The following is a 17,903-nucleotide window of genomic DNA, read 5'->3' as shown; positions in this document are numbered from 1 at the left end:
TTTATCCTTTTCCACTAAGTTTATTACCTAAGCCTTTAACAGCGTTTGTTCCTGCTGATATACCCTTTGAGAGGGCATTATTTGTAAAATTACCTGCCTTACTTTTATTTATTACATCATTTGCTTTTTCTCCTAATTTGTTGCCTCCTAGTTTATTAGATAAGCCCATTGTGGCAATACCTGCTGCGGCATTGGCTATACCTCCTAATCCTCCACCTGCAGCTTGATAAGCTGCTTTAGCTGGAGATGTTGCACTTGCTACACTTCCTGCTGCAGCTGCACCTGTTGCTAATGCCATAGCTCCTGTGGCAGCTGTTGCCATACCTTTGCCTACACTTGTGCTTGATCCCATAATATTGCTTAGAAAATCTGGGACTTGTTTGACTAGAAACACACATATAAAGCAGCCTATAATACCTAGAGCTATATAGCCTACTATTGTGGCTTGATGTCCTGATACTTCTATCATACTTGCATTTTTAAATGCACTATCATCAGGCATTTGTGTAAGCACATATTCAGAAACTTTTGTATTAAAGAATGCGATAGTTAGCACCATAGGCTTATACATTGTGAGTGTGATAAGAAACATTATGTATTTGCCTATTAATCCTCTTGTTTGAGGCAAGAATCCAAGAGCCACAATAAGAATGCTTAAACTTTTCCAAATCATTACTTGAAGTGAAGCTACGATAATGATAAACAAAACAAGGATTGTAAAAATAATGGTGCATAAGAAATATACAAGTCCTGCAATGAGTTGAGAGAGTGTGCCTTGCATACCTGTAAAGCCAATACTTATATTGACTTTGTCTAAAAGCTTTAAGCCTACATTAAGAGCTTGTTGGATAAGCACATCTATACCTCCATTAAAGTTCCCTGAACTTGCTTGGGGTTGTATGTGTGCGACTGCTCCTAGAATCTGCTTTGATATGGCATTTGAGGGATAATCTATAAGATAACTAAAATATTGAAAATAAGTTTGTGGATTGTGCATAGCCCAATTAAATAATGCGAGATAGCAAAGCATTAAGACAATAGCAATCATTGTTTTAATTGTGAAAAGATCATTATCTTGCATTTTTTTGACTGCAAATGTAATGATAATTATCATACCAATGGCTGTAAATAGAATATTTATCTTTAAAACATTCACAAGTGAGGCTGTAAGACTTGTGCCAAAGCTACTTGCAATACTTTGGAATAAATCCATAATAAAGTTATATACATTAGGCATTTAAGAACATCTCCTTCCAATTAGGGTGTTGAACCTTAAGTTTTTTGATAGTATTAACGGTATCAGAATCTGAACTTAGGATTTTTAGATATTTGCCAAGTCGTGCGAGATTCACATCAATAATATTGCTCTTTGTTGGGTCTATGAGATTTTTAATCAATACTTTTCTTTCATTTTGTCCAGTATTGACAAGGAAGTTAATCTCATTATCAGCAAGATGAATGTTGTATTTGGCAAAAATCTCAATGTCTGAAGTAGGGAATATGATAATATGAGCTAGGTTTCTTACAAAGGATTCTGCATTTTTAACATTATCAAGCTGGTGCATATCTTGAAATGCCATAGCAAGCACACTATTAACCTTTCGTGCTTGAGTGAGCGTCAAAGCAATTCGCTCATTAAAAGTTGGGTTTGAAAGATAGCTTTTAAACTCATCAATAAAGATAAAACAGCCTTTATTGCTGTTTTTTGCACGATATATCATTTTGTGAAAGAGATAATGAGCGATAAGCCCTGCATCTTTTTCATTTTCAATGATAAAGTCCATATTAAGCGTAGTGAGCTTTTTCTTAAACTCTAGGGCATCGTGTTCTTTATTGAAAAGTGGGTTTTGCAAATATCTCTCAAGTTGCAAAGGTATATGCTGATCGTTTGTTTTTGTGATATTTTCTTTAACATCTTTAAGTGAGAAGCCGTGTCCTTGTGGTGTGAGATGATGATACAAGTTTCTAATAACAGATTCAATGCTTTTTAGTTTCTCGGCTTCTTCTTGTGTTGTTGGTTCAGGATTTAATCCTATCATTGACACAAGCCAAGAAGTAAGAAATGTTACAGATTCTGTATCATCAGGCAATGTAAAGGGATTAATATAAAAATCCTCTCCATTATTGTATTCCCCATCTAAAAACTCTGTAAAGCTATAAAGTCCATTCAATCTATCAAGGGCAAGTAAGTCTATATCGTATTTAAAGAGATTTGCCATTAAAAATGAAACAAGTGTGGTTTTCCCTGCACCTGTGCCGCCCACAATCATAGTGTGTCCCACAACCTGCTTTGTTTCATCTGCGTGAAAATTAAAGAGATATGGCGACATACTTTGATTTTTAAGTAAGGTAACAGGTGTATCGCCCCAGCTATTTTTGGTTTTGCCTAGATATTCCTTTTCAAATAGAATCATTGTGCTGATACTTTTGCTTGTATGTGTGCGTTTTCGTGCATTAAGGAATGATTTGTTAGGAAACATACTAAAAAATGTGGGTTGGAGATTGAGTGTTTCATTTACAGCAATCAGCCCTGCATTTTTGAGTTCATTTAAGATTGTGCCGCTTGCTTCATTCAGCTCATCTTTGCTTTTTGCCTTAATGAGAATGGTATAGGATAGGTTTTGCATATAAAGCCTATCAGAATCTATCATTTCTTTTAAATCGTGTAATTGAGCCTTAGCAAAGCTTGGAGCAAGTTTCATTTTTTGCTTGATTTTTGCTTGGGCTTTTTCTTTTGAAATAGAATCTATACTCAAATAAAAATCAAGCTCATAATGAGAATGTAAGATATTGCTGATTGTAAGGCTTGTTATTTCTTCTGTATCGTAGGCTTTAATGCCAATAAAGCGATTAAAGATTTTATGTCCGTTAAAATCTTGTATGAAATAATCTTTATGAAAGCTCACTAGGCTGCCTATGTAGCTATCGCTTAATAGTCCATTGTGAGCTTTGACTGGAATATATACACCATTAATATATTCAGCATAAAAACGCAAAATATCTGTGGAATTAAGCATTTTAGGTTCATAGATAGAAAGCGTTTGTATGAATCTTTCAATGGTAGCTTTAAGGATAGTTAGTTTATTGACATAAGTAATATTGTTATCGCTATCCTCTGTGATTGATGTTGTCATCTCAAGCTTTTTCTTTTCAAAAAAGCCTTTTGTGCCTGTATTCTTTGTTTCAAAAATAATCATATAAGAATTAACAAATACTTTTTGATTATTTTCCCACTGATTAATCAGTTTTTTGGCATAGATATTATCTATTTCATACTCTCTATTGTAGGTCATCTCTCTTCTACGCACCACAATTCTTGCTTCTATGGTATCATTTAATGTGTTAAGAGAATTTATCCTATCTATTGACAAGTCTATCAGTCTTTGGTCGGTAACAGCATTATAATTAAAACCTTCAAGTTCAATAGCTCCAACAAAATTTTCAGTTTTGGTAATGAGAAAATTTTCATCATAGATTCCTGAAATATTGTTCTCTTCGCATATTGAATATTGATTAGGTAAGGCAGAATATCAAATTAGCGATGTTGTGTTTAAGTTTTTCTGTAATATTCATTATTTTGCCTTGCTATCGGTTAATGTTTGATTTTCATTATTAATACTATATAGTTCTTTTTCTAGAGATATGATTTCATCTTGCAAAGAGAGTTTTTCAAGAAAATCATCAACCTTTTTTAATTTGTTGTCATAAGAATCTATAATGCTTTGATATGCTCCTAAACCTACATCACTTTGATTTGGCATTACTATGTAGTATGCAAAACTTACAAGCATTACAACAAATACAAAGCCTATGATATGTCCAAGAATGGAAAATGTATTTGCTAGGATTCTGCCATTTACTCTTTTTGCTATTGTTTTAAGTTTTATCATTTTTATTCCTATGGAAGATAAGTTGGGATACCTGTTTTCATTTGTAGATTTGATAAGGCAATATCTACAATGTCATCATCAAAAAACTCTGCAATGTAAAAAAATATAAGAATGGAAGCAAACAACACAAAGGCATAAATTCCAATGTGTGGTTGTGTTATTAAGCCACTCATTATAGCAATTACCCAAGATTTTAGGTTGAGCCGCAAAACTTTTTCTTTTTTTGTCAGCTCCCTTATGTTTTCGGTAGCTACTGAATTAATTTTTATCATCGTTTGCCTTTAATTAAATGCCCAGCGAGAAATAGTATCCGCATTCATAATAAGTAGGGTTGCACCAATAATTCCTACACACATTAAGAATATTTCTTTCCATCTTTCAAGATTTTTAAGGAAATAAATACCCACTGCAACAATTACCAATGTTCCAACTGCTGTAAGTGCAGTTTTAATCCAGCCAAATATTTTTGTTGTCATACTTTGCAAGTCAGCACATAGTGCAACTTCTGGGAGCAGCATTGAAATAGTAGCAATAACTAAAAATTTAAACACTAAAGATTTTCTATCTTGTCCTTGCATTGTGATTGGTCTCATTTTTTTCTCCTTTGAAATTAAGATTAAGCTGCTATCAGCTTGAGTGATTTTTTGAGATTCGCCCTAATGATCTGTTGATGATAGGGGTGTGAAAGACTAGGAAGACTCTTGCCTGTAATTTGCTCGTAGGTAAGAAGTGCTATAAATTGTGAATTATGTGTGTTTTCAAATTCAATGATGACCTTTTTGTAGCTTTTTGTTTTTGTTTGATTTGGGGCTAATCTCCATTGCTCTTCATCAAGCTTAAATTTCTTCTCTTGCAGCCCTTGAGTTTTGATTATTTTGTTGATGATGTTTTGTATATTCTTGTAGAATCTCGTTGGCATTTCTGTTGTTGGAGTTGGAAGATTGATTCCACAAGATGAAGTGCTTTGAGTTTGTTTTTGCTCTGTCTCCGCATTTTCTGCCTTAGAGATTGCAGCTTCATAGTCAAAAAGCTCTACCGCATAAAGCTGATTTTTCCTAGATTGTGTTTTAAGCAATTTAAGATTCTCTAATTGCTTGAGCCAAGATTTGATTGTTTTTTCGCAAATATCAAACTCATAGGAAGTGTCTAGGATATTGAAAATTACGCTTCGTGTGTTTCTTAGAGATGATTTTTCAATTAAACCCATAAGAAACAAAAAGATTTTTGGATTCTTATACGCTTTGAAGTAAGGAAGTAAGAGTTTATAAGTTTTTGCTAGAACAAGCTCTCGTTTTAATGCCGAGTCCAAGTCTTTGGTGGAAATGTAAGACATTCATTGCTCCATTCCTCCTAAAACTTAGAGTTTGCTTTAAAATACAACTTCACTTAAAATTCACATTTTTTCAGTAGTATGCCAAGCTTTATTTTTTATTAAGGATTCTAGTGGGCAAAGCAGCATATTATAAAACGCATTTTAGAGTGTTTAGCAGAATCTTGCTTGTTTGTATTTTTGCAGGGTGTAGCACCAAGATTCCAAGCCTTGAAGAGACTGCTACGCAAACGCATATCCCACAGCAATTTCGCAACGCCCCTTCACTTATTAAAGATTCACAAGATTCTAAAACGCAACAGAATCTAGAATCTCCCCAAAATCACACAGATGATGAGCCTTTTAGCCTAAGACAATTTATAGCCCTTATTGATGATAAGACACTTCATTCCCTGCTTTATATTGCTCTAGAAAACAACACCAATGTGCTAACAATGGCATCTCGTATCAAACAAGCCAAATCGCAAGTGAAAATCAACACAGCAAGTATGCTGCCTACAATCAATGGCTCTCTTAACTCAAGCTATATTGATAGACGCACCCTTTCGCAAAGCACGATGATTCGCCCGGGTGCAAACTCTATAAATGCAAGTGTGGGTATGAGCTGGGAGATTGATTTATTTGGTAAGCTTAATGCCCTGCGACAATCAAGTAAAAAAGACTATGCTACCGCTCAAAGTAACCTTGCCTACGCACAAATCTCACTCATTGCCGAAGTGGCAAGTTTGTATTTTACACTGCGTGAAAATGCCAATGCCCTAAATTTAGCCAAAAACACGCTTGAAAATCTTCAACATATAGAATCTATCAATGCAGAAAAACTGCAAGTTGGGCTTATTGACATTGCGACATATCAAAGCTTTGTAGCAAATACCACGACACAAAAAAATAATTATGAGAGCTTACTTTACACCTTTGAACAAAATAAAAACGCCCTGCTTGTGTTGCTCAATATTGAATCTGGTGAGCTATATAAACATATAGATTTTATGGAATCTGCCTATGCTTTTCCGCAAATTACGACTTTTTACATAGATAAAATGCCAAGTGAGATTCTGCTCTCCCGCCCCGATATTGAATCTAGCCTATACACCCTGCATTCCCAACTTTACAAGCAAACTAACGCAAAAGCTGCAAGATTGCCTAGCATTTCTCTAAGTGGCTCTGTGGGCGAGATTCTATATAGTAGTGCAGGGGCAGGCTCGCTTGTGTTTCAAATCGCAAATTCCATTACCGCCCCGCTTCTTAATCGCACATCTTTAAAGCAAAATTACCTTATCCAAAAGGAGCTAAGTAAAGAGGCGTATTACACCTTGCAAAATAATATTAACACTGCTTTGGGTGAAATTGAAAATGCTTTGTTTGATATAGAATCTAAAAAACGACAAACTCAAAATACGCAAAATGCCTATGAAGTAGCAATAAAAGCCTATGAAAGCAATAGGGCTAAAAATACGCGCGGATTGCTTGATACAAATGATTTTTTAACGCAGGAAAACACCTATCTTTCTTCGCAAACACAGCTTTTTACCGCAAAGACACAAGAAATTCTCTCACTCATTACGCTTTTTAAAGCATTAGGCGGGAATCTTGCGTTAGATACTTCAGCTCAACTCAACACGCAAACCGACACTTTATCAAAAGGGGAAAAACAATGAATCTCTACCAAACATTGAAACCAAAAAAAATAAGAAAAAAGCTTACTCCATTAGCGTGGGGCATTATCATCGTTGTTTTAGTGGCTATCATTGTAAGCTCTTGGCTTGTATGGTGGCTATTTGAAGAAAAAATTAGCTTTGAAACCACACACGCAACAAGGGGTGATATACACTCAAGCATTTCAGCTTCTGGCTCACTTTCCCCTGTGAATGAAGTGGAAATCGGCAGTGTTATATCCGGGCTTGTGCTTGAAGTGCTAGTAGAAGAAAATGATGAAGTCAAAAAGGGGCAGATTCTAGCGCGTATCAATCCTGATAGTATCAATCAGCAGATTGCTAAATACACCGCACAGCTTAATTCCGCTAAAGCCCAGCTCAAAGCAAGCGAGCAAACTTTAAAGGATAAAAAGTGGAATTATGATAGATTACAAGAGCTATATAATGCGACTAATGGAGCTTCACCTTCACTTTTGGAGCTACAAAATGCTAAGACAAATTATACAAGTGCAAGAGCTGATGTGGATATTAAACGCGCTTCCATTGTGGAGATTCAAACAAGTATTGAAAGTGCTAAGATTGATTTAAAAAATTCTATCATCATATCCCCCGTTGATGGTATTGTGCTTTCTCGCAATGTGGAAGTAGGGCAGAGTGTGGCGGCGAGTTTTCAAGCACCAACTTTATTTAAGGTGGCTGAAAATTTAGAAGAAATGCAGCTGTATGCGAGTATTTCAGAAGCAGATATTGGCAAGGTTAAAGAGGGACAGGAGGTTACTTTTAGTGTTGATGCTTATCCGGATAGAATCTTTCACGCAAAGGTTAATCGTGTGAATTTTGGTTCAGGTGATGGCAGCACAACAAGTTCAAACTCTAGTAATTCTAGTAGCTCTAGCTCTAATATTGTCATTTATCGTGCTAAAATTGAAGTGGATAATAAATCCTTGCTTTTACGCCCCGATATGAGTGCTACGGCTGATATTATTACCGCAAAGGCGGAAAATGCTCTGCTTGTGCCAAGCTCGGCTTTGTATTTTGACTTAAATAAATCCTTGCAAAAAGTGGGGGTAAAAAAAACTAGTTCATCTCTTGGGAGTATGTTTGCTCCGCCACCCCGCCCAAAAGCACAGATTCATAGCAAACAAAAAGATCATACAAAAACAGGGACTTTGTGGATTCTAAAAAATGGCAAGGCAGAATCTGTGAGCGTGGAGCTAGGCATTAGCAATGGGAGTTTTACGCAGATTCTAAGTGGCATTGATGAGACAACGCCCATCATTACAAATGTGAATATGAAGTAGGGCAGAGATATGGAATCTCATAATTTTATTGTCCTAAAAAACATACATAAGACTTATGGCAAGGGAGAGAGTGCGTTTGAAGCATTAAATGGCGTGAGTTTGCAGATAGATAAAGGGGAGTTTGTCGCCCTTATGGGTCCTAGTGGATCGGGCAAATCAAGCCTTGCTAATATTCTAGGCACACTTGATGTGGGGAGTAGTGGAGAATATCACTTTGGGGATATAGATGTGTTTAGCTTATCTCACAATGAACGTGCCTTGCTCCGCCGCAATTATATAGGCTTTATTTTTCAAGGATTTAATCTCCTGCCCCGCACAACGGCACTTGAAAATGTGGAGCTGCCCCTAATGTATCGTGGGGTGAAAAAGGCAGTACGTGAAGAGATAGCCTTGAAAGCCCTTGATAAAGTAGGGCTTAGAGAATGGGCAGAGCATACAAGTGCAAAATTAAGTGGCGGACAGCAGCAAAGAGTGGCTATCGCTAGGGCAATCGCACAGGAGCCACTTTTTTTACTTGCCGATGAGCCAACAGGCAATCTTGATACCAAAAGAAGTGTGGAGATAATGGAGATTCTAAAGAGCTTAAATCAAAGTTTAGGTATTACGATTCTTATGGTAACGCACGAGCCGGATATGGCGAGATATGCTAAGAGAGAATTGCATTTTTTAGATGGTAAGTTGGTAGCAGATTCACAAAGCGATACTTTAAACGCTCAAAAGGCTGAATCTTTAAGGGCGGATTCTATAACTACTGATACTTTAGAGATGGATTCTAAGGGGGATTTATGATACTCAATGCCTTTATGTTAGCCTTTCGGCAGATAAGGCGGAATTTTCTACGCGCATTTTTGACAATGCTTGGCGTGATTATTGGCGTTGGGGCGGTTGTTGTGATGATTAGCATAGGCAATGGCACAACCAAAATGATAACAGATAGAATTTCTTCACTAGGAAGCAATCTTTTGCTTGTGTTTCCAGCTAGGGCTATGAATCCAAGTGGGGCAAATTTACGCCGTAATTTTAGCCTGCAAGAAGCCCAAAAGTTACAAGCCCTTACACAAGAGTATATACAAGCCGTTGCACCTATCTCACAAAGTTCAGTTGTTTTGCAGTTTCAATCTCAAAATACCACTACACAGGCTCAAGGCGTAACGGAAGGCTTTTTTGAAGTAACGCAATGGGATAGCAGTGAAGGCAGGGGCTTTGAAGAAAATGAATATCGTGTAGGGAGTAATGTCTGCTTGATAGGTGAATCTGTGCGAAAAAATCTTTTTAATGAGAGCAATCCGCTCGGGCAGAAAATCCGCTTAAATAACATTGTATGTGAATGTATAGGCGTTAAAGGGCAGGGCGGTATGGGAAATGATCAAGATGATGTGATTTTACTGCCTATGAAGGCGTTTTTACGCTCTGTTTCAGGGAATAACTCACTCTTTTTTGTCAATCGCTTAATGCTTAGGGCAAAGGATAGTGCAGATTCTAGCGAAATGCTTCCTGCTTTAACTCAGGCTTTGCGTGAAGTAAGGAATGTCCGCGTTGGTGAGAAAGATTCCTTTGAGATTATGGATACTAAGCAAATTGAGCAAACACTTACTTCCACGACAAAAAGGCTAACAGGGCTTTTGGGTATGATAGCGGGGGTGAGTTTGATTGTTGGGGGTATTGGCATTATGAATATTATGCTAGTCTCCGTTACTGAACGCACAAAGGAGATTGGGACGCGTATGGCGATTGGGGCGTTGCAAAGTGAAGTGCTTATGCAGTTTTTGATTGAATCTATTACACTAAGCTCCTTTGGTGGTTTGATTGGGATTATATGGGCGTTTTTTGCTTCACTTGGATTAAGCTATTATATGGAGATTCCATTTATTTTTGATGTGCCAACAGCCATTGTTGCCTTTTTGTTTTCTGCTTTTATTGGAATCTTGTTTGGCTATCTCCCAGCAAGACGCGCTTCAAAGCTTAATCCCATTGACGCCCTGCGACACGAGTAATTACAACCTGCATCGTCTTTTTGGCATTTTCAAGGGAGTTTGCTTCTTGTGCATCGGCACTACCACCACAGGTAGCTTCTCGTGCAAGTTTCTACACAACCCTTGAAACTACCTAAAAATACTTTCGCAACGGGGTTTTTAGATTCTAAAATAAATTTTAGACTTATTTTATTGCAATAATACTCCCAAAATTCACCCATTTAAACAGCACTTCAGCTCCGCTAAAACCGACATTTTTTAGCAATGCCATATTCTCTTCAAGGCTAAATGGGATAAGCACATTTTCTAATGCCTCACGCTTTTTGCTTATCTCATATTGCGTGTAGCCCTGCTCCCTTTTATACCGCAAATACCGCTCTATCATCTGCCTATCAAGGATTCTATGATGGCTTGTCATTTTTTCACTCACAACAAGAATCCCACCAGATTCTAAAGAATCATATATTTTTTGGAGCAGGTTTTGCCGCTGCATAGGGCGGATAAACTGCAAAATATAATTGGCAAGAATAATGCGTGAGGGCAAAAAGTCATATTCTAACAAATCTGCGTATTCAAAGCTAATCTTAGCCTCATACGCCTCCGCCTTAAGCTTTGCCTTTTCTATCATCGCTTGTGAATTATCAATACCCACAAACTTTGCGTTCATATTGTTATTTTCCTTATACAGGGCGTGATACAAGGCTAGAAGTGTGCTACCTGTGGAACTGCCCAAGTCATAAATAAGCGGAGATTGCGTATTTACATTTTGTATCCTATCACTTAGATTCAGCATACAAAAATCCACAATCAAATCCAGCACTTCCCTGTAATGTGGGATTGAACGCTCAAGCATATCGTCAAATACACTTGCTACTTGTGCATCAAACTCAAACTGCTTGTGTGTATCTTGGGTAAAAAGCTTATCTTTCATATTTTATTTTTTAAGCCTAGATTCTATCACCACATATTTTTTAGAATCTAGCCTAGATTTGCCATTCCATCAATGGGCGAACTCGCACTCGCATAGGCTTTGCGTGGGATTCTCCCAGCTAGGTAGCTCAAGCGTCCAGCCTGCACGGCGTATTTCATCGCTTCTGCCATAAGCGTAGGATTCTGTGCTTGTGCGATAGCTGTATTTGTCAAAACGCTATCAGCTCCAAGCTCCATAGCAATACTCGCATCACTGCTACAACCCACACCCGCATCAACAATCAATGGCACTTTGATGGCTTCTTTGATAAAGGCAATATTATAGCGATTTTGAATCCCAAGCCCACTGCCAATAGGAGCAGCAAGGGGCATTACCGCACTTGCCCCAGCATCTTCAAGCCTTTTTGCCATAATGGGATCATCATTTGTATAAGTCAGCACACAAAAGCCCTCTTTAGCTAGAATCTCCGTGGCACTAAGCGTTTCAAGCACATCGGGATAGAGCGTTTTTTGCGTATCGCCAATAATCTCAAGCTTGATAAAATCAATACCTGTGGCTTCTCTCACAAGGCGAAAAAGCGTAATAGCCTCTTTAGCATTCACACACCCTGCGGAGTTTGGCAGAAACTGAATCTGTGTGTCCTTAAAAGTCTCTAGCAGATTCTCACTCTTATTATCCATAATATTCACACGCCTTACCGCCACGGTGATAATCTCCGCTCCACTTGCTAAAGTCGCTTCTTTTGTCTTGGCAAAATCCTTGTATTTCCCACTCCCCACGATAAGACGCGAAGTAAAGGTGTGTTTTCCTATTTGCAATGTATCAGTCATAATAATCCTTTGTAATGTATTTTAACGCAGTGTGCTAATGGCTTGTAATAGATGATTTGGGGTAAGTCCAAAGTCTGCGATATGCTTTAAGCATTTTTGTGCGGCAATGCTATGAGCTAAAGTGCCTTGCAGGGCTGAATCTAGCCCATTATACCCTTGGGCTAAAAGAGCGGCAATAAGCCCACTTAGCACATCGCCACTCCCACCTTTAGCAAGGGCATTAGAACCAAGCGGATTAATATAAATCTCTTGTCCCTTAGCGATAAAGACATTTGCCCCTTTGAGTAAAAGCGTTGTGTGTGGATATTTTTGCGTAAAATCTAGCATAGATTGAATGCGTTTGTTAGGGTTATATTCCCCCAAGCCACAATGTTGTAAAAGGGCATTAAACTCCTTTGGGTGGGGCGTTAGAACAATCTCGCGTGAAAAGTCTAAACTCTGCTGACTTAGCGTTGTGTCTAAAAAATCTTTAATCTTTGGTGTATGAAACACATCAGCATCAAGCACGCAGGGCAAAGTAAAGGCATTAGAAGCAGAATCTATAAGAGATTCTAAAACGAGTTTAGAGTTTTCCACGCCAAGCCCCATACCCAAGGCTAATGCCGTAGCATTTTGCGGCACATCTGGGCTTTGCATTAAAGTAAAGGGCAGAGAGGCAAGGGGTGTAGAAGAAGTATTTAGATTCTGCTTTGCTATCACGCTCACTAGCCCAACCCCAAAATGCAAAGCTGCTTGTCCGCTCAATATACAAGCACCAAGCTTTTCTCCAGCAAACACGCCCAAATGTCCAAAATCGCCTTTATGTGTATTTTGAATCTTCCTGTGTGGGAGCTTTAAATCACTTGATTCTAGCATCTTGATATTTGAACTGATTTGATAGAGATTTTGACTTATGCCAAGATTCCCAATATGAATCTGCCCCACAAAATCTTTTGCCTTATCACTAAGACAAGCAAGGTTTATCGCTCCCATACAAAGCGTGTGATGAGCTTTAAAAGCAGGAGTGCTAGATTCACTTAAACCACTTGGCACATCACACGCCACACATAAACGAGCATTTTTTTGAGCGTTATGTAAAGTCTCTACAATTTCACGCGTTAATTCCCCCTTAAGCCCACTGCCTACAATGCAATCCACCACGACATCGCAGGGCAGAATCTTTTTAATAAATTTTACTTCACACGACTTTGCACGTTCATAGTTTTTCACACATAATGGCGATTTTGGCTCTTTGACTTGGTAGATTCTAATGTTGTATTCCCCACTTAGACGCCTAGCCATTGTATAACCGTCGCCGCCATTATCGCCCCCACCGCAAAGGATAGTAATCACGCTGCCTTTATGTGTGATTTTAGCAATGAGTGATTCTAAGGCACTAGCGGCATTTTCCATAAGGAGTTCAGGTGTGAGAGAAAACTTCTCACAAGCCCTTTTATCTAAAAGTGAAGTGTTTTGATAGACATTTTTCATATTCTCTTAAGCCCCATATCTTGCACTCAAAGCTGCTGCGATGACGCTTACCACATCATCTTCTGGCTTAGATTCAGGCTTTGGCATAAGCTCTTTAATCTTACTTTCAATATAGGAAGTATCAAGATGCCCCCGCCTAAAGTCCTTGTCATTACAAATATTCATCAAAAATGGAATGGTCGTTTTCACACCCTTAATGGTAAATTCACTTAAAGCACGAGAGAGTTTATTCACTGCTAGATTATAGCTTGAAGCTTTCACAATAAGCTTTGCTATCATAGAATCATAAAAAGGTGGAATCACATAGTCTTTGTAAATACAGCTATCCACACGCACAAAAGGTCCTAGGGCAGGGTAGTAGGTGGTAATCTTGCCCGGATTTGGCACAAAGTCATTTGCCACATCTTCGGCGTTGATTCTAGCCTCAATCGCAAAGCCTTGTGGGCGTATGTCGTGCTGGGTTAAATCCAAAATCTCACCTTGTGCTATGCGAATCTGTCGCCCTATCAAGTCATAGCCTGTTATCTCTTCTGTAACGCCGTGCTCTACTTGTATGCGTGTATTCATCTCCATAAAGTAAAAGGTGTTGTTTTCATCAAGCAAAAACTCAACCGTTCCGGCATTTGTGTATTGTGCGGCTTTGGCTGCGGCTACGGCAGTAGCTCCCATTCTCCTGCGCAAGTCATCGCTAATCAGCGGACTAGGTGCGATTTCTATAAGCTTTTGATGGCGGCGTTGGATAGAGCAATCCCGCTCTAAAAGATGGATAACATTCCCATAATTATCCGCTAGAATCTGAAACTCAATATGGCGGGGATTGACAATATATTTTTCCATAAATACATCATCATTTTTGAAAAACGCCATTGCCTCACGCTTACACGCATTAAAAGATTCTATCAAATCCTCTTGCTTTTCAACAACGCGTATGCCACGCCCACCGCCACCGCTACTGGCTTTTAAAATCACAGGATAGCCGATTTTTTGTGCGATTTTGGCAATCTCTTGGGTTGAGTAATTATTGAGCGGCTCCGTTCCCGGCACAATGGGGATTCCATTCTTTTGCATAATTTCACGCGCCGCATTCTTATCGCCCATTTTAGCAATCGTTTTAGAATCTGGACCTATCCAAGTAATCCCCGCTTCTTGCACCTTTTTAGCAAAATGCGCGTTTTCACTTAAAAAACCATAGCCGGGGTGAATGGCATCAACCTCGGCTTTTAGTGCCACTTCAACAATCAAGTCCGCATCTAAGTATCCACGCAAAGGATCATCGCTTATTTCATAAGATTCATCTGCCATTTTCACGTGGAGGCAGTCTCTATCCGCCCTTGCATATATCGCCACACTTTTAATGTGTAAATCCCTGCACGCACGGATAATACGCACGGCTATTTCGCCACGATTGGCAATGAGAATCTTTTGAAACATACAAAATCCTTTTAATTTTGGCGTATGGATTTAGCCCTTGTAGGCTTTGATTGACTTATCTAGTATGGCTTGAGCGGTAGCTTTATCTTGGTATTCTTTGACTTTTACCCATTTGTTTGGCTCTAAAGTCTTATAAGTTTCAAAAAAGTTTTTGATTCTATCAAGTGTGATTTGGGGTAAATCATCTAAACACTGAATCTTATCAAAGCTTGGATCAATCTTTGAAACAGGCACAGCGATAAGCTTTTCGTCCATTCCGCTTTCATCTTCCATAACAAGCACACCTATAAGCCTTGAAGCAATCATACTTCCAGCTTGAAGCGGATAGGGATTTAGCACAAGCACATCAACAGGATCGCCATCATCTGCTAGAGTATTTGGGACGAAGCCATAATTTGCTGGATAAAACATCGCACTATACATCACTCTATCCACGACAACTAAGCCGCTATCTTTATCCACTTCGTATTTGATATTTGAACCATAGGGGATTTCAATGATGACATTGACTTTGTTGGGGTTTTCGCCTACTGATACTTTTGAGAGATTCATTATTAAACTCCTTATTTGTAATCTAAAGTAGGCGATTATACCAAAAGAATGTATTTTTAGATTCTATTTTTCCTAAAAGGAGAGTGCGACTTGTAGTTTTGTATTAAAGCCGGGCTCATAAAGGGGGGTTCCACCGCCTTTGGCAAATAGCTCTTTGCTTGGACTCATAGGGTTTGTGTAGGTTTGGTTGGTAATATTCAAAAACGCTAAACGCACACTCAAAGATTTACTCACATCATAGCTTACATAAATATTATGTGTGTTATAGCCCTTTTTATCCACAGAATCAATGTCGTTATAGTAGAGATTGTAGCCTTGATATTTAAGCCCCTCAACAAATCGTGTTAAATATAGAATTTGAAACTGCGGCAATGAGCTAAAAGGTCTTAATCCCACACTTGCATAGTAGCTTCTCCCACTCACAGCGGCAAACTCAAAAGTATCAGTAATGAGCTTATTATTATACTTTGGCATACTTTGAGCTAAGCCGATATGAAAATCTATAAATGAAAAATCAAGCCCAGCACTCGCCTCATAGCCTAGAATCTCAATATGCCCATCAGTATTTGCTCTATACATATCTTCGTGTGCGTGTGTGCCTCCACCACCTGCTCCGTGGTCGTGTTCAGCTCCGCTATTTGTGTAGCTATTTATAAAGTTTTTTAGATATTGATAATACACACTTGCGTGCAAACTCAACACACTATTGTCATAGTCCATATTTAATTCCGTATTATACATACCCTCTGCTTTGAGCCTTGGGCGGACAAGGGAGTGGGGATTAGCAAGGAGTGAGACATCAAGGGGCATTGCACCGCGTGTGTTATAATTATGCGTGAGCTTAAAGCTTAAATCATTTGTAGCGGCATAAAAAAGCGAGATATAAGGGCTAAAGCCTTGAGTATTGTGCGTTTGTGAGATTTTATCTTGGTAGTTATACACATCATAACGAGAGCCAAGATCAAGACTTAGAGAATCTAGCATATTAAAATTAAATCCTACAAATCCCCCATATACCGTCCCCATTTCTTTCCCACGATTGCCGTGTGCTAGGTCGTGTCCTTCCAAATTATGTGCTTGAGAGGCTATAAGCTGATAGTTTAGCCCATATTTAAAGCTATGCTCCCCAAAGCTATGTCTTAGCACTAAATCGCTCCCAAGATTCTGTAAGCTTAAATCCATTTCACCCTCTTCTTCACTTTGTGCTGTGGCGGCAGCCTTTGATGAAAGTTTAAGGGATTTGTGCGAGTAGTAGTTATTCCATTCAAGCTTAAATCTCTCTCCCAAAGCATAGGCATACTGAAGACTTGCACTATGCGAAAGCAAGGCGTTATCAAACAACGCAGGATTCTGCCCCGTGATGACATTTGCCGCAAAAGGAGCGGTAGAATCTACTTTATTGAAGTGATAGTTAAGATTAAGGCTGTGGTTTTCATTTGGCAAAAAGGTGAGTTTAAAAAGTGCGTTATGGGCTTGAAATGGCGAAGAGGGGACTTTAGAGCCATTCCCTGCACGATAATAGGGCGTGTTATTAAAGTCATAGCCTACAAGTAAGCCTAGATTATTTGTTATTTTGCCATAGGTTGCCACGCTTGAATCTACGCCGCGATTGCTTTGTCCGCCAATTGAAAAATACGCCCCATAATTGCGATTTACCCCGAGTAAGTCAAAGGCGTTTTTTGTGGTAATGGTGATTCCACCAGCAAGGGCGTTTGCACCATATTCTGCACTTGCCAAGCCCTTTTCTATCTCTATACTTTTTAGTAGATAGGGGCTAAAGAGCAAATTGCCTTGATGATGGAAGAGATTCCCCCCTTGTGTGATGCCATCTAGCTTTATGCGAAACATTCTATCTTCAAAACCCCTAATGTAGAGTTTTTGGGCGATTTTTGAGCTACCGCCGACTTGAATCTCCGCATCTTTAGCAAACACTTCACGCAAATCATTCGCCTGTGTATTGCGGACAAAGCTATCATCAACCACGCTAATGTTAGCATTATTTGTGGGGTGAGCGATAGAGACAAGCGGGGAGAGTTTAGTAGAGCGACTTTCAGCAGAGTAGCTTTCATCAGCAAGGGCATAACTCGCACACAAAGAAATAAGTCCTATATAGATTCCTGTGCGGATTCCTACACGAGCTAGAATCTTGTGCGATTTGTGTTTTGATGTAAATGGGGTAAAAAGTGAAAAATATGTCATAAAAAGCCTTTAGTTTTGAGATTAAAAGCTGGGAGTGTATCACATTTTATAAAATGTTGCAATACACTTTGTAAAATGTGATATAATTCTGCAATTTTGTAGCATTATTTTGCTACAATCCTTATATTCGCTCAAAAGGAGAAACTATGGAATGTCCTTATTGCAAACACTCACTCACCCATAGCGAAGTGGTTTCACTGCTTAAAAGCCTTGATAAAGCAAAGAAAGATTGCCAAGTCTGCCATAAGCCATTTATCGGTAGCAAAAGTGCCAAAACCTGCTCAAGTGCGTGTCGCTCAAAAGCATACAGAATCCGCAAATCCGCCCAGATTCACTGACAT

General features: G+C 38.7%; 16 protein-coding genes and 1 pseudogene. 5 read left to right on the top strand and 12 right to left on the bottom strand.

Going from position 1 to position 17,903, the window contains the following annotated elements; all coding sequences use genetic code 11:
• Position 1: 1 nt before the first annotated feature.
• The 6 genes and pseudogenes from LS74_RS00180 to LS74_RS00155 all read right to left on the bottom strand — a co-directional run bounded on the left by LS74_RS00180 (position 2) and on the right by LS74_RS00155 (position 5,223).
• A complete protein-coding gene (locus LS74_RS00180) occupies positions 2-1,237 on the bottom strand; it encodes a hypothetical protein (RefSeq protein WP_034587080.1) in 1,236 nt (411 codons plus the stop codon).
• Positions 1,230-3,573 (bottom strand): annotated as a pseudogene (locus LS74_RS00175) (VirB4 family type IV secretion/conjugal transfer ATPase). The gene LS74_RS00180 and the pseudogene LS74_RS00175 overlap by 8 nt, the downstream one beginning before the upstream one ends.
• Positions 3,573-3,890, bottom strand: a complete 318-nt coding sequence (locus LS74_RS00170; protein WP_034587078.1) for a hypothetical protein — start codon at positions 3,888-3,890, stop codon at positions 3,573-3,575. The pseudogene LS74_RS00175 and the gene LS74_RS00170 overlap by 1 nt, the downstream one beginning before the upstream one ends.
• A gap of 8 nt (positions 3,891-3,898) precedes the next feature.
• Positions 3,899-4,162 (bottom strand): hypothetical protein, encoded by a 264-nt coding sequence (locus LS74_RS00165; RefSeq protein ID WP_034587076.1) that lies wholly within the window; start codon positions 4,160-4,162, stop codon positions 3,899-3,901.
• A 9-nt stretch (positions 4,163-4,171) separates the two neighbouring features.
• Positions 4,172-4,483 carry a hypothetical protein gene (locus tag LS74_RS00160; protein WP_034587074.1) on the bottom strand — a complete coding sequence of 104 codons (312 nt, stop codon included), beginning with the start codon at positions 4,481-4,483 and terminating at the stop codon, positions 4,172-4,174.
• Between the two features lie 23 nt (positions 4,484-4,506).
• Positions 4,507-5,223, bottom strand: a complete 717-nt coding sequence (locus tag LS74_RS00155; protein ID WP_034587072.1) for a hypothetical protein — start codon at positions 5,221-5,223, stop codon at positions 4,507-4,509.
• 110 nt (positions 5,224-5,333) lie between these two features.
• On the opposite strand from LS74_RS00155, the gene LS74_RS00150 reads away from it, so the two are divergent.
• Genes LS74_RS00150 through LS74_RS00135 form a run of 4 tightly spaced genes read left to right on the top strand, consistent with a single transcriptional unit; the run spans position 5,334 to position 10,170 of the window.
• A complete protein-coding gene (locus tag LS74_RS00150; protein ID WP_034587070.1) occupies positions 5,334-6,878 on the top strand; it encodes a TolC family protein in 1,545 nt (514 codons plus the stop codon).
• Positions 6,875-8,176, top strand: coding sequence for an efflux RND transporter periplasmic adaptor subunit (locus tag LS74_RS00145; RefSeq protein WP_034587068.1), 1,302 nt, complete (start codon positions 6,875-6,877; stop codon positions 8,174-8,176). Before LS74_RS00150 ends, LS74_RS00145 begins: the two co-directional genes overlap by 4 nt.
• Before the next feature lie 9 nt (positions 8,177-8,185).
• The gene (locus LS74_RS00140) at positions 8,186-8,965 is read left to right on the top strand and encodes an ABC transporter ATP-binding protein (RefSeq protein ID WP_138128633.1); all 780 of its coding nucleotides are present in this window, start codon (positions 8,186-8,188) and stop codon (positions 8,963-8,965) included.
• Positions 8,962-10,170 carry an ABC transporter permease gene (locus LS74_RS00135; RefSeq protein WP_034587614.1) on the top strand — a complete coding sequence of 403 codons (1,209 nt, stop codon included), beginning with the start codon at positions 8,962-8,964 and terminating at the stop codon, positions 10,168-10,170. Before LS74_RS00140 ends, LS74_RS00135 begins: the two co-directional genes overlap by 4 nt.
• A 163-nt stretch (positions 10,171-10,333) precedes the next feature.
• On the opposite strand, the gene cmoA is transcribed toward LS74_RS00135, so the two are convergent.
• The 6 genes from cmoA to LS74_RS00105 form a co-directional block, all read right to left on the bottom strand.
• Positions 10,334-11,080, bottom strand: coding sequence for a carboxy-S-adenosyl-L-methionine synthase CmoA (cmoA, locus tag LS74_RS00130; RefSeq protein WP_034587615.1), 747 nt, complete (start codon positions 11,078-11,080; stop codon positions 10,334-10,336).
• 47 nt (positions 11,081-11,127) lie between these two features.
• Positions 11,128-11,910, bottom strand: a complete 783-nt coding sequence (locus tag LS74_RS00125; protein WP_034587617.1) for a thiazole synthase — start codon at positions 11,908-11,910, stop codon at positions 11,128-11,130.
• A 21-nt stretch (positions 11,911-11,931) separates the two neighbouring features.
• Positions 11,932-13,380: a bifunctional ADP-dependent NAD(P)H-hydrate dehydratase/NAD(P)H-hydrate epimerase gene (locus LS74_RS00120; RefSeq protein ID WP_034587619.1), complete on the bottom strand. Its 1,449-nt coding sequence runs from the start codon at positions 13,378-13,380 to the stop codon at positions 11,932-11,934.
• A gap of 6 nt (positions 13,381-13,386) precedes the next feature.
• Positions 13,387-14,811 (bottom strand): acetyl-CoA carboxylase subunit A, encoded by a 1,425-nt coding sequence (locus tag LS74_RS00115; protein WP_034587620.1) that lies wholly within the window; start codon positions 14,809-14,811, stop codon positions 13,387-13,389.
• A 30-nt stretch (positions 14,812-14,841) separates the two neighbouring features.
• Entirely contained in the window at positions 14,842-15,363 is a 522-nt protein-coding gene (gene ppa, locus LS74_RS00110; protein WP_034587621.1) for an inorganic diphosphatase, read from the bottom strand.
• Between the two features lie 72 nt (positions 15,364-15,435).
• Positions 15,436-17,562, bottom strand: coding sequence for a TonB-dependent receptor plug domain-containing protein (locus tag LS74_RS00105; protein ID WP_034587623.1), 2,127 nt, complete (start codon positions 17,560-17,562; stop codon positions 15,436-15,438).
• Positions 17,563-17,708: 146 nt separating this feature from the next.
• Here LS74_RS00105 and LS74_RS00100 point away from each other — a divergent pair, with 146 nt between their 5' ends.
• Positions 17,709-17,900, top strand: coding sequence for a hypothetical protein (locus LS74_RS00100; protein ID WP_014666727.1), 192 nt, complete (start codon positions 17,709-17,711; stop codon positions 17,898-17,900).
• Positions 17,901-17,903 lie beyond the last annotated feature (3 nt).

The sequence above is a fragment of the Helicobacter magdeburgensis genome (assembly GCF_000765825.2).
GTDB lineage: Bacteria > Campylobacterota > Campylobacteria > Campylobacterales > Helicobacteraceae > Helicobacter_C > Helicobacter_C magdeburgensis.
This window is presented reverse-complemented; position numbering and strand designations above follow the sequence as displayed.

Excerpts from the sequence above, each read along its gene's own strand:
- LS74_RS00170 (WP_034587078.1), bottom strand. The coding sequence starts at position 3,890 with ATGATAAAACTTAAAACAATAGCAAAAAGAGTAAATGGCAGAATCCTA.
- LS74_RS00160 (WP_034587074.1), bottom strand. The coding sequence starts at position 4,483 with ATGAGACCAATCACAATGCAAGGACAAGATAGAAAATCTTTAGTGTTT.
- ppa (WP_034587621.1), bottom strand. The coding sequence starts at position 15,363 with ATGAATCTCTCAAAAGTATCAGTAGGCGAAAACCCCAACAAAGTCAAT.
- LS74_RS00140 (WP_138128633.1), top strand. The coding sequence starts at position 8,186 with ATGGAATCTCATAATTTTATTGTCCTAAAAAACATACATAAGACTTAT.
- cmoA (WP_034587615.1), bottom strand. The coding sequence starts at position 11,080 with ATGAAAGATAAGCTTTTTACCCAAGATACACACAAGCAGTTTGAGTTT.
- LS74_RS00145 (WP_034587068.1), top strand. The coding sequence starts at position 6,875 with ATGAATCTCTACCAAACATTGAAACCAAAAAAAATAAGAAAAAAGCTT.
- LS74_RS00155 (WP_034587072.1), bottom strand. The coding sequence starts at position 5,223 with ATGTCTTACATTTCCACCAAAGACTTGGACTCGGCATTAAAACGAGAG.
- LS74_RS00120 (WP_034587619.1), bottom strand. The coding sequence starts at position 13,380 with ATGAAAAATGTCTATCAAAACACTTCACTTTTAGATAAAAGGGCTTGT.
- LS74_RS00115 (WP_034587620.1), bottom strand. The coding sequence starts at position 14,811 with ATGTTTCAAAAGATTCTCATTGCCAATCGTGGCGAAATAGCCGTGCGT.
- LS74_RS00180 (WP_034587080.1), bottom strand. The coding sequence starts at position 1,237 with ATGCCTAATGTATATAACTTTATTATGGATTTATTCCAAAGTATTGCA.
- LS74_RS00105 (WP_034587623.1), bottom strand. The coding sequence starts at position 17,562 with ATGACATATTTTTCACTTTTTACCCCATTTACATCAAAACACAAATCG.
- LS74_RS00165 (WP_034587076.1), bottom strand. The coding sequence starts at position 4,162 with ATGATAAAAATTAATTCAGTAGCTACCGAAAACATAAGGGAGCTGACA.
- LS74_RS00135 (WP_034587614.1), top strand. The coding sequence starts at position 8,962 with ATGATACTCAATGCCTTTATGTTAGCCTTTCGGCAGATAAGGCGGAAT.
- LS74_RS00125 (WP_034587617.1), bottom strand. The coding sequence starts at position 11,910 with ATGACTGATACATTGCAAATAGGAAAACACACCTTTACTTCGCGTCTT.
- LS74_RS00100 (WP_014666727.1), top strand. The coding sequence starts at position 17,709 with ATGGAATGTCCTTATTGCAAACACTCACTCACCCATAGCGAAGTGGTT.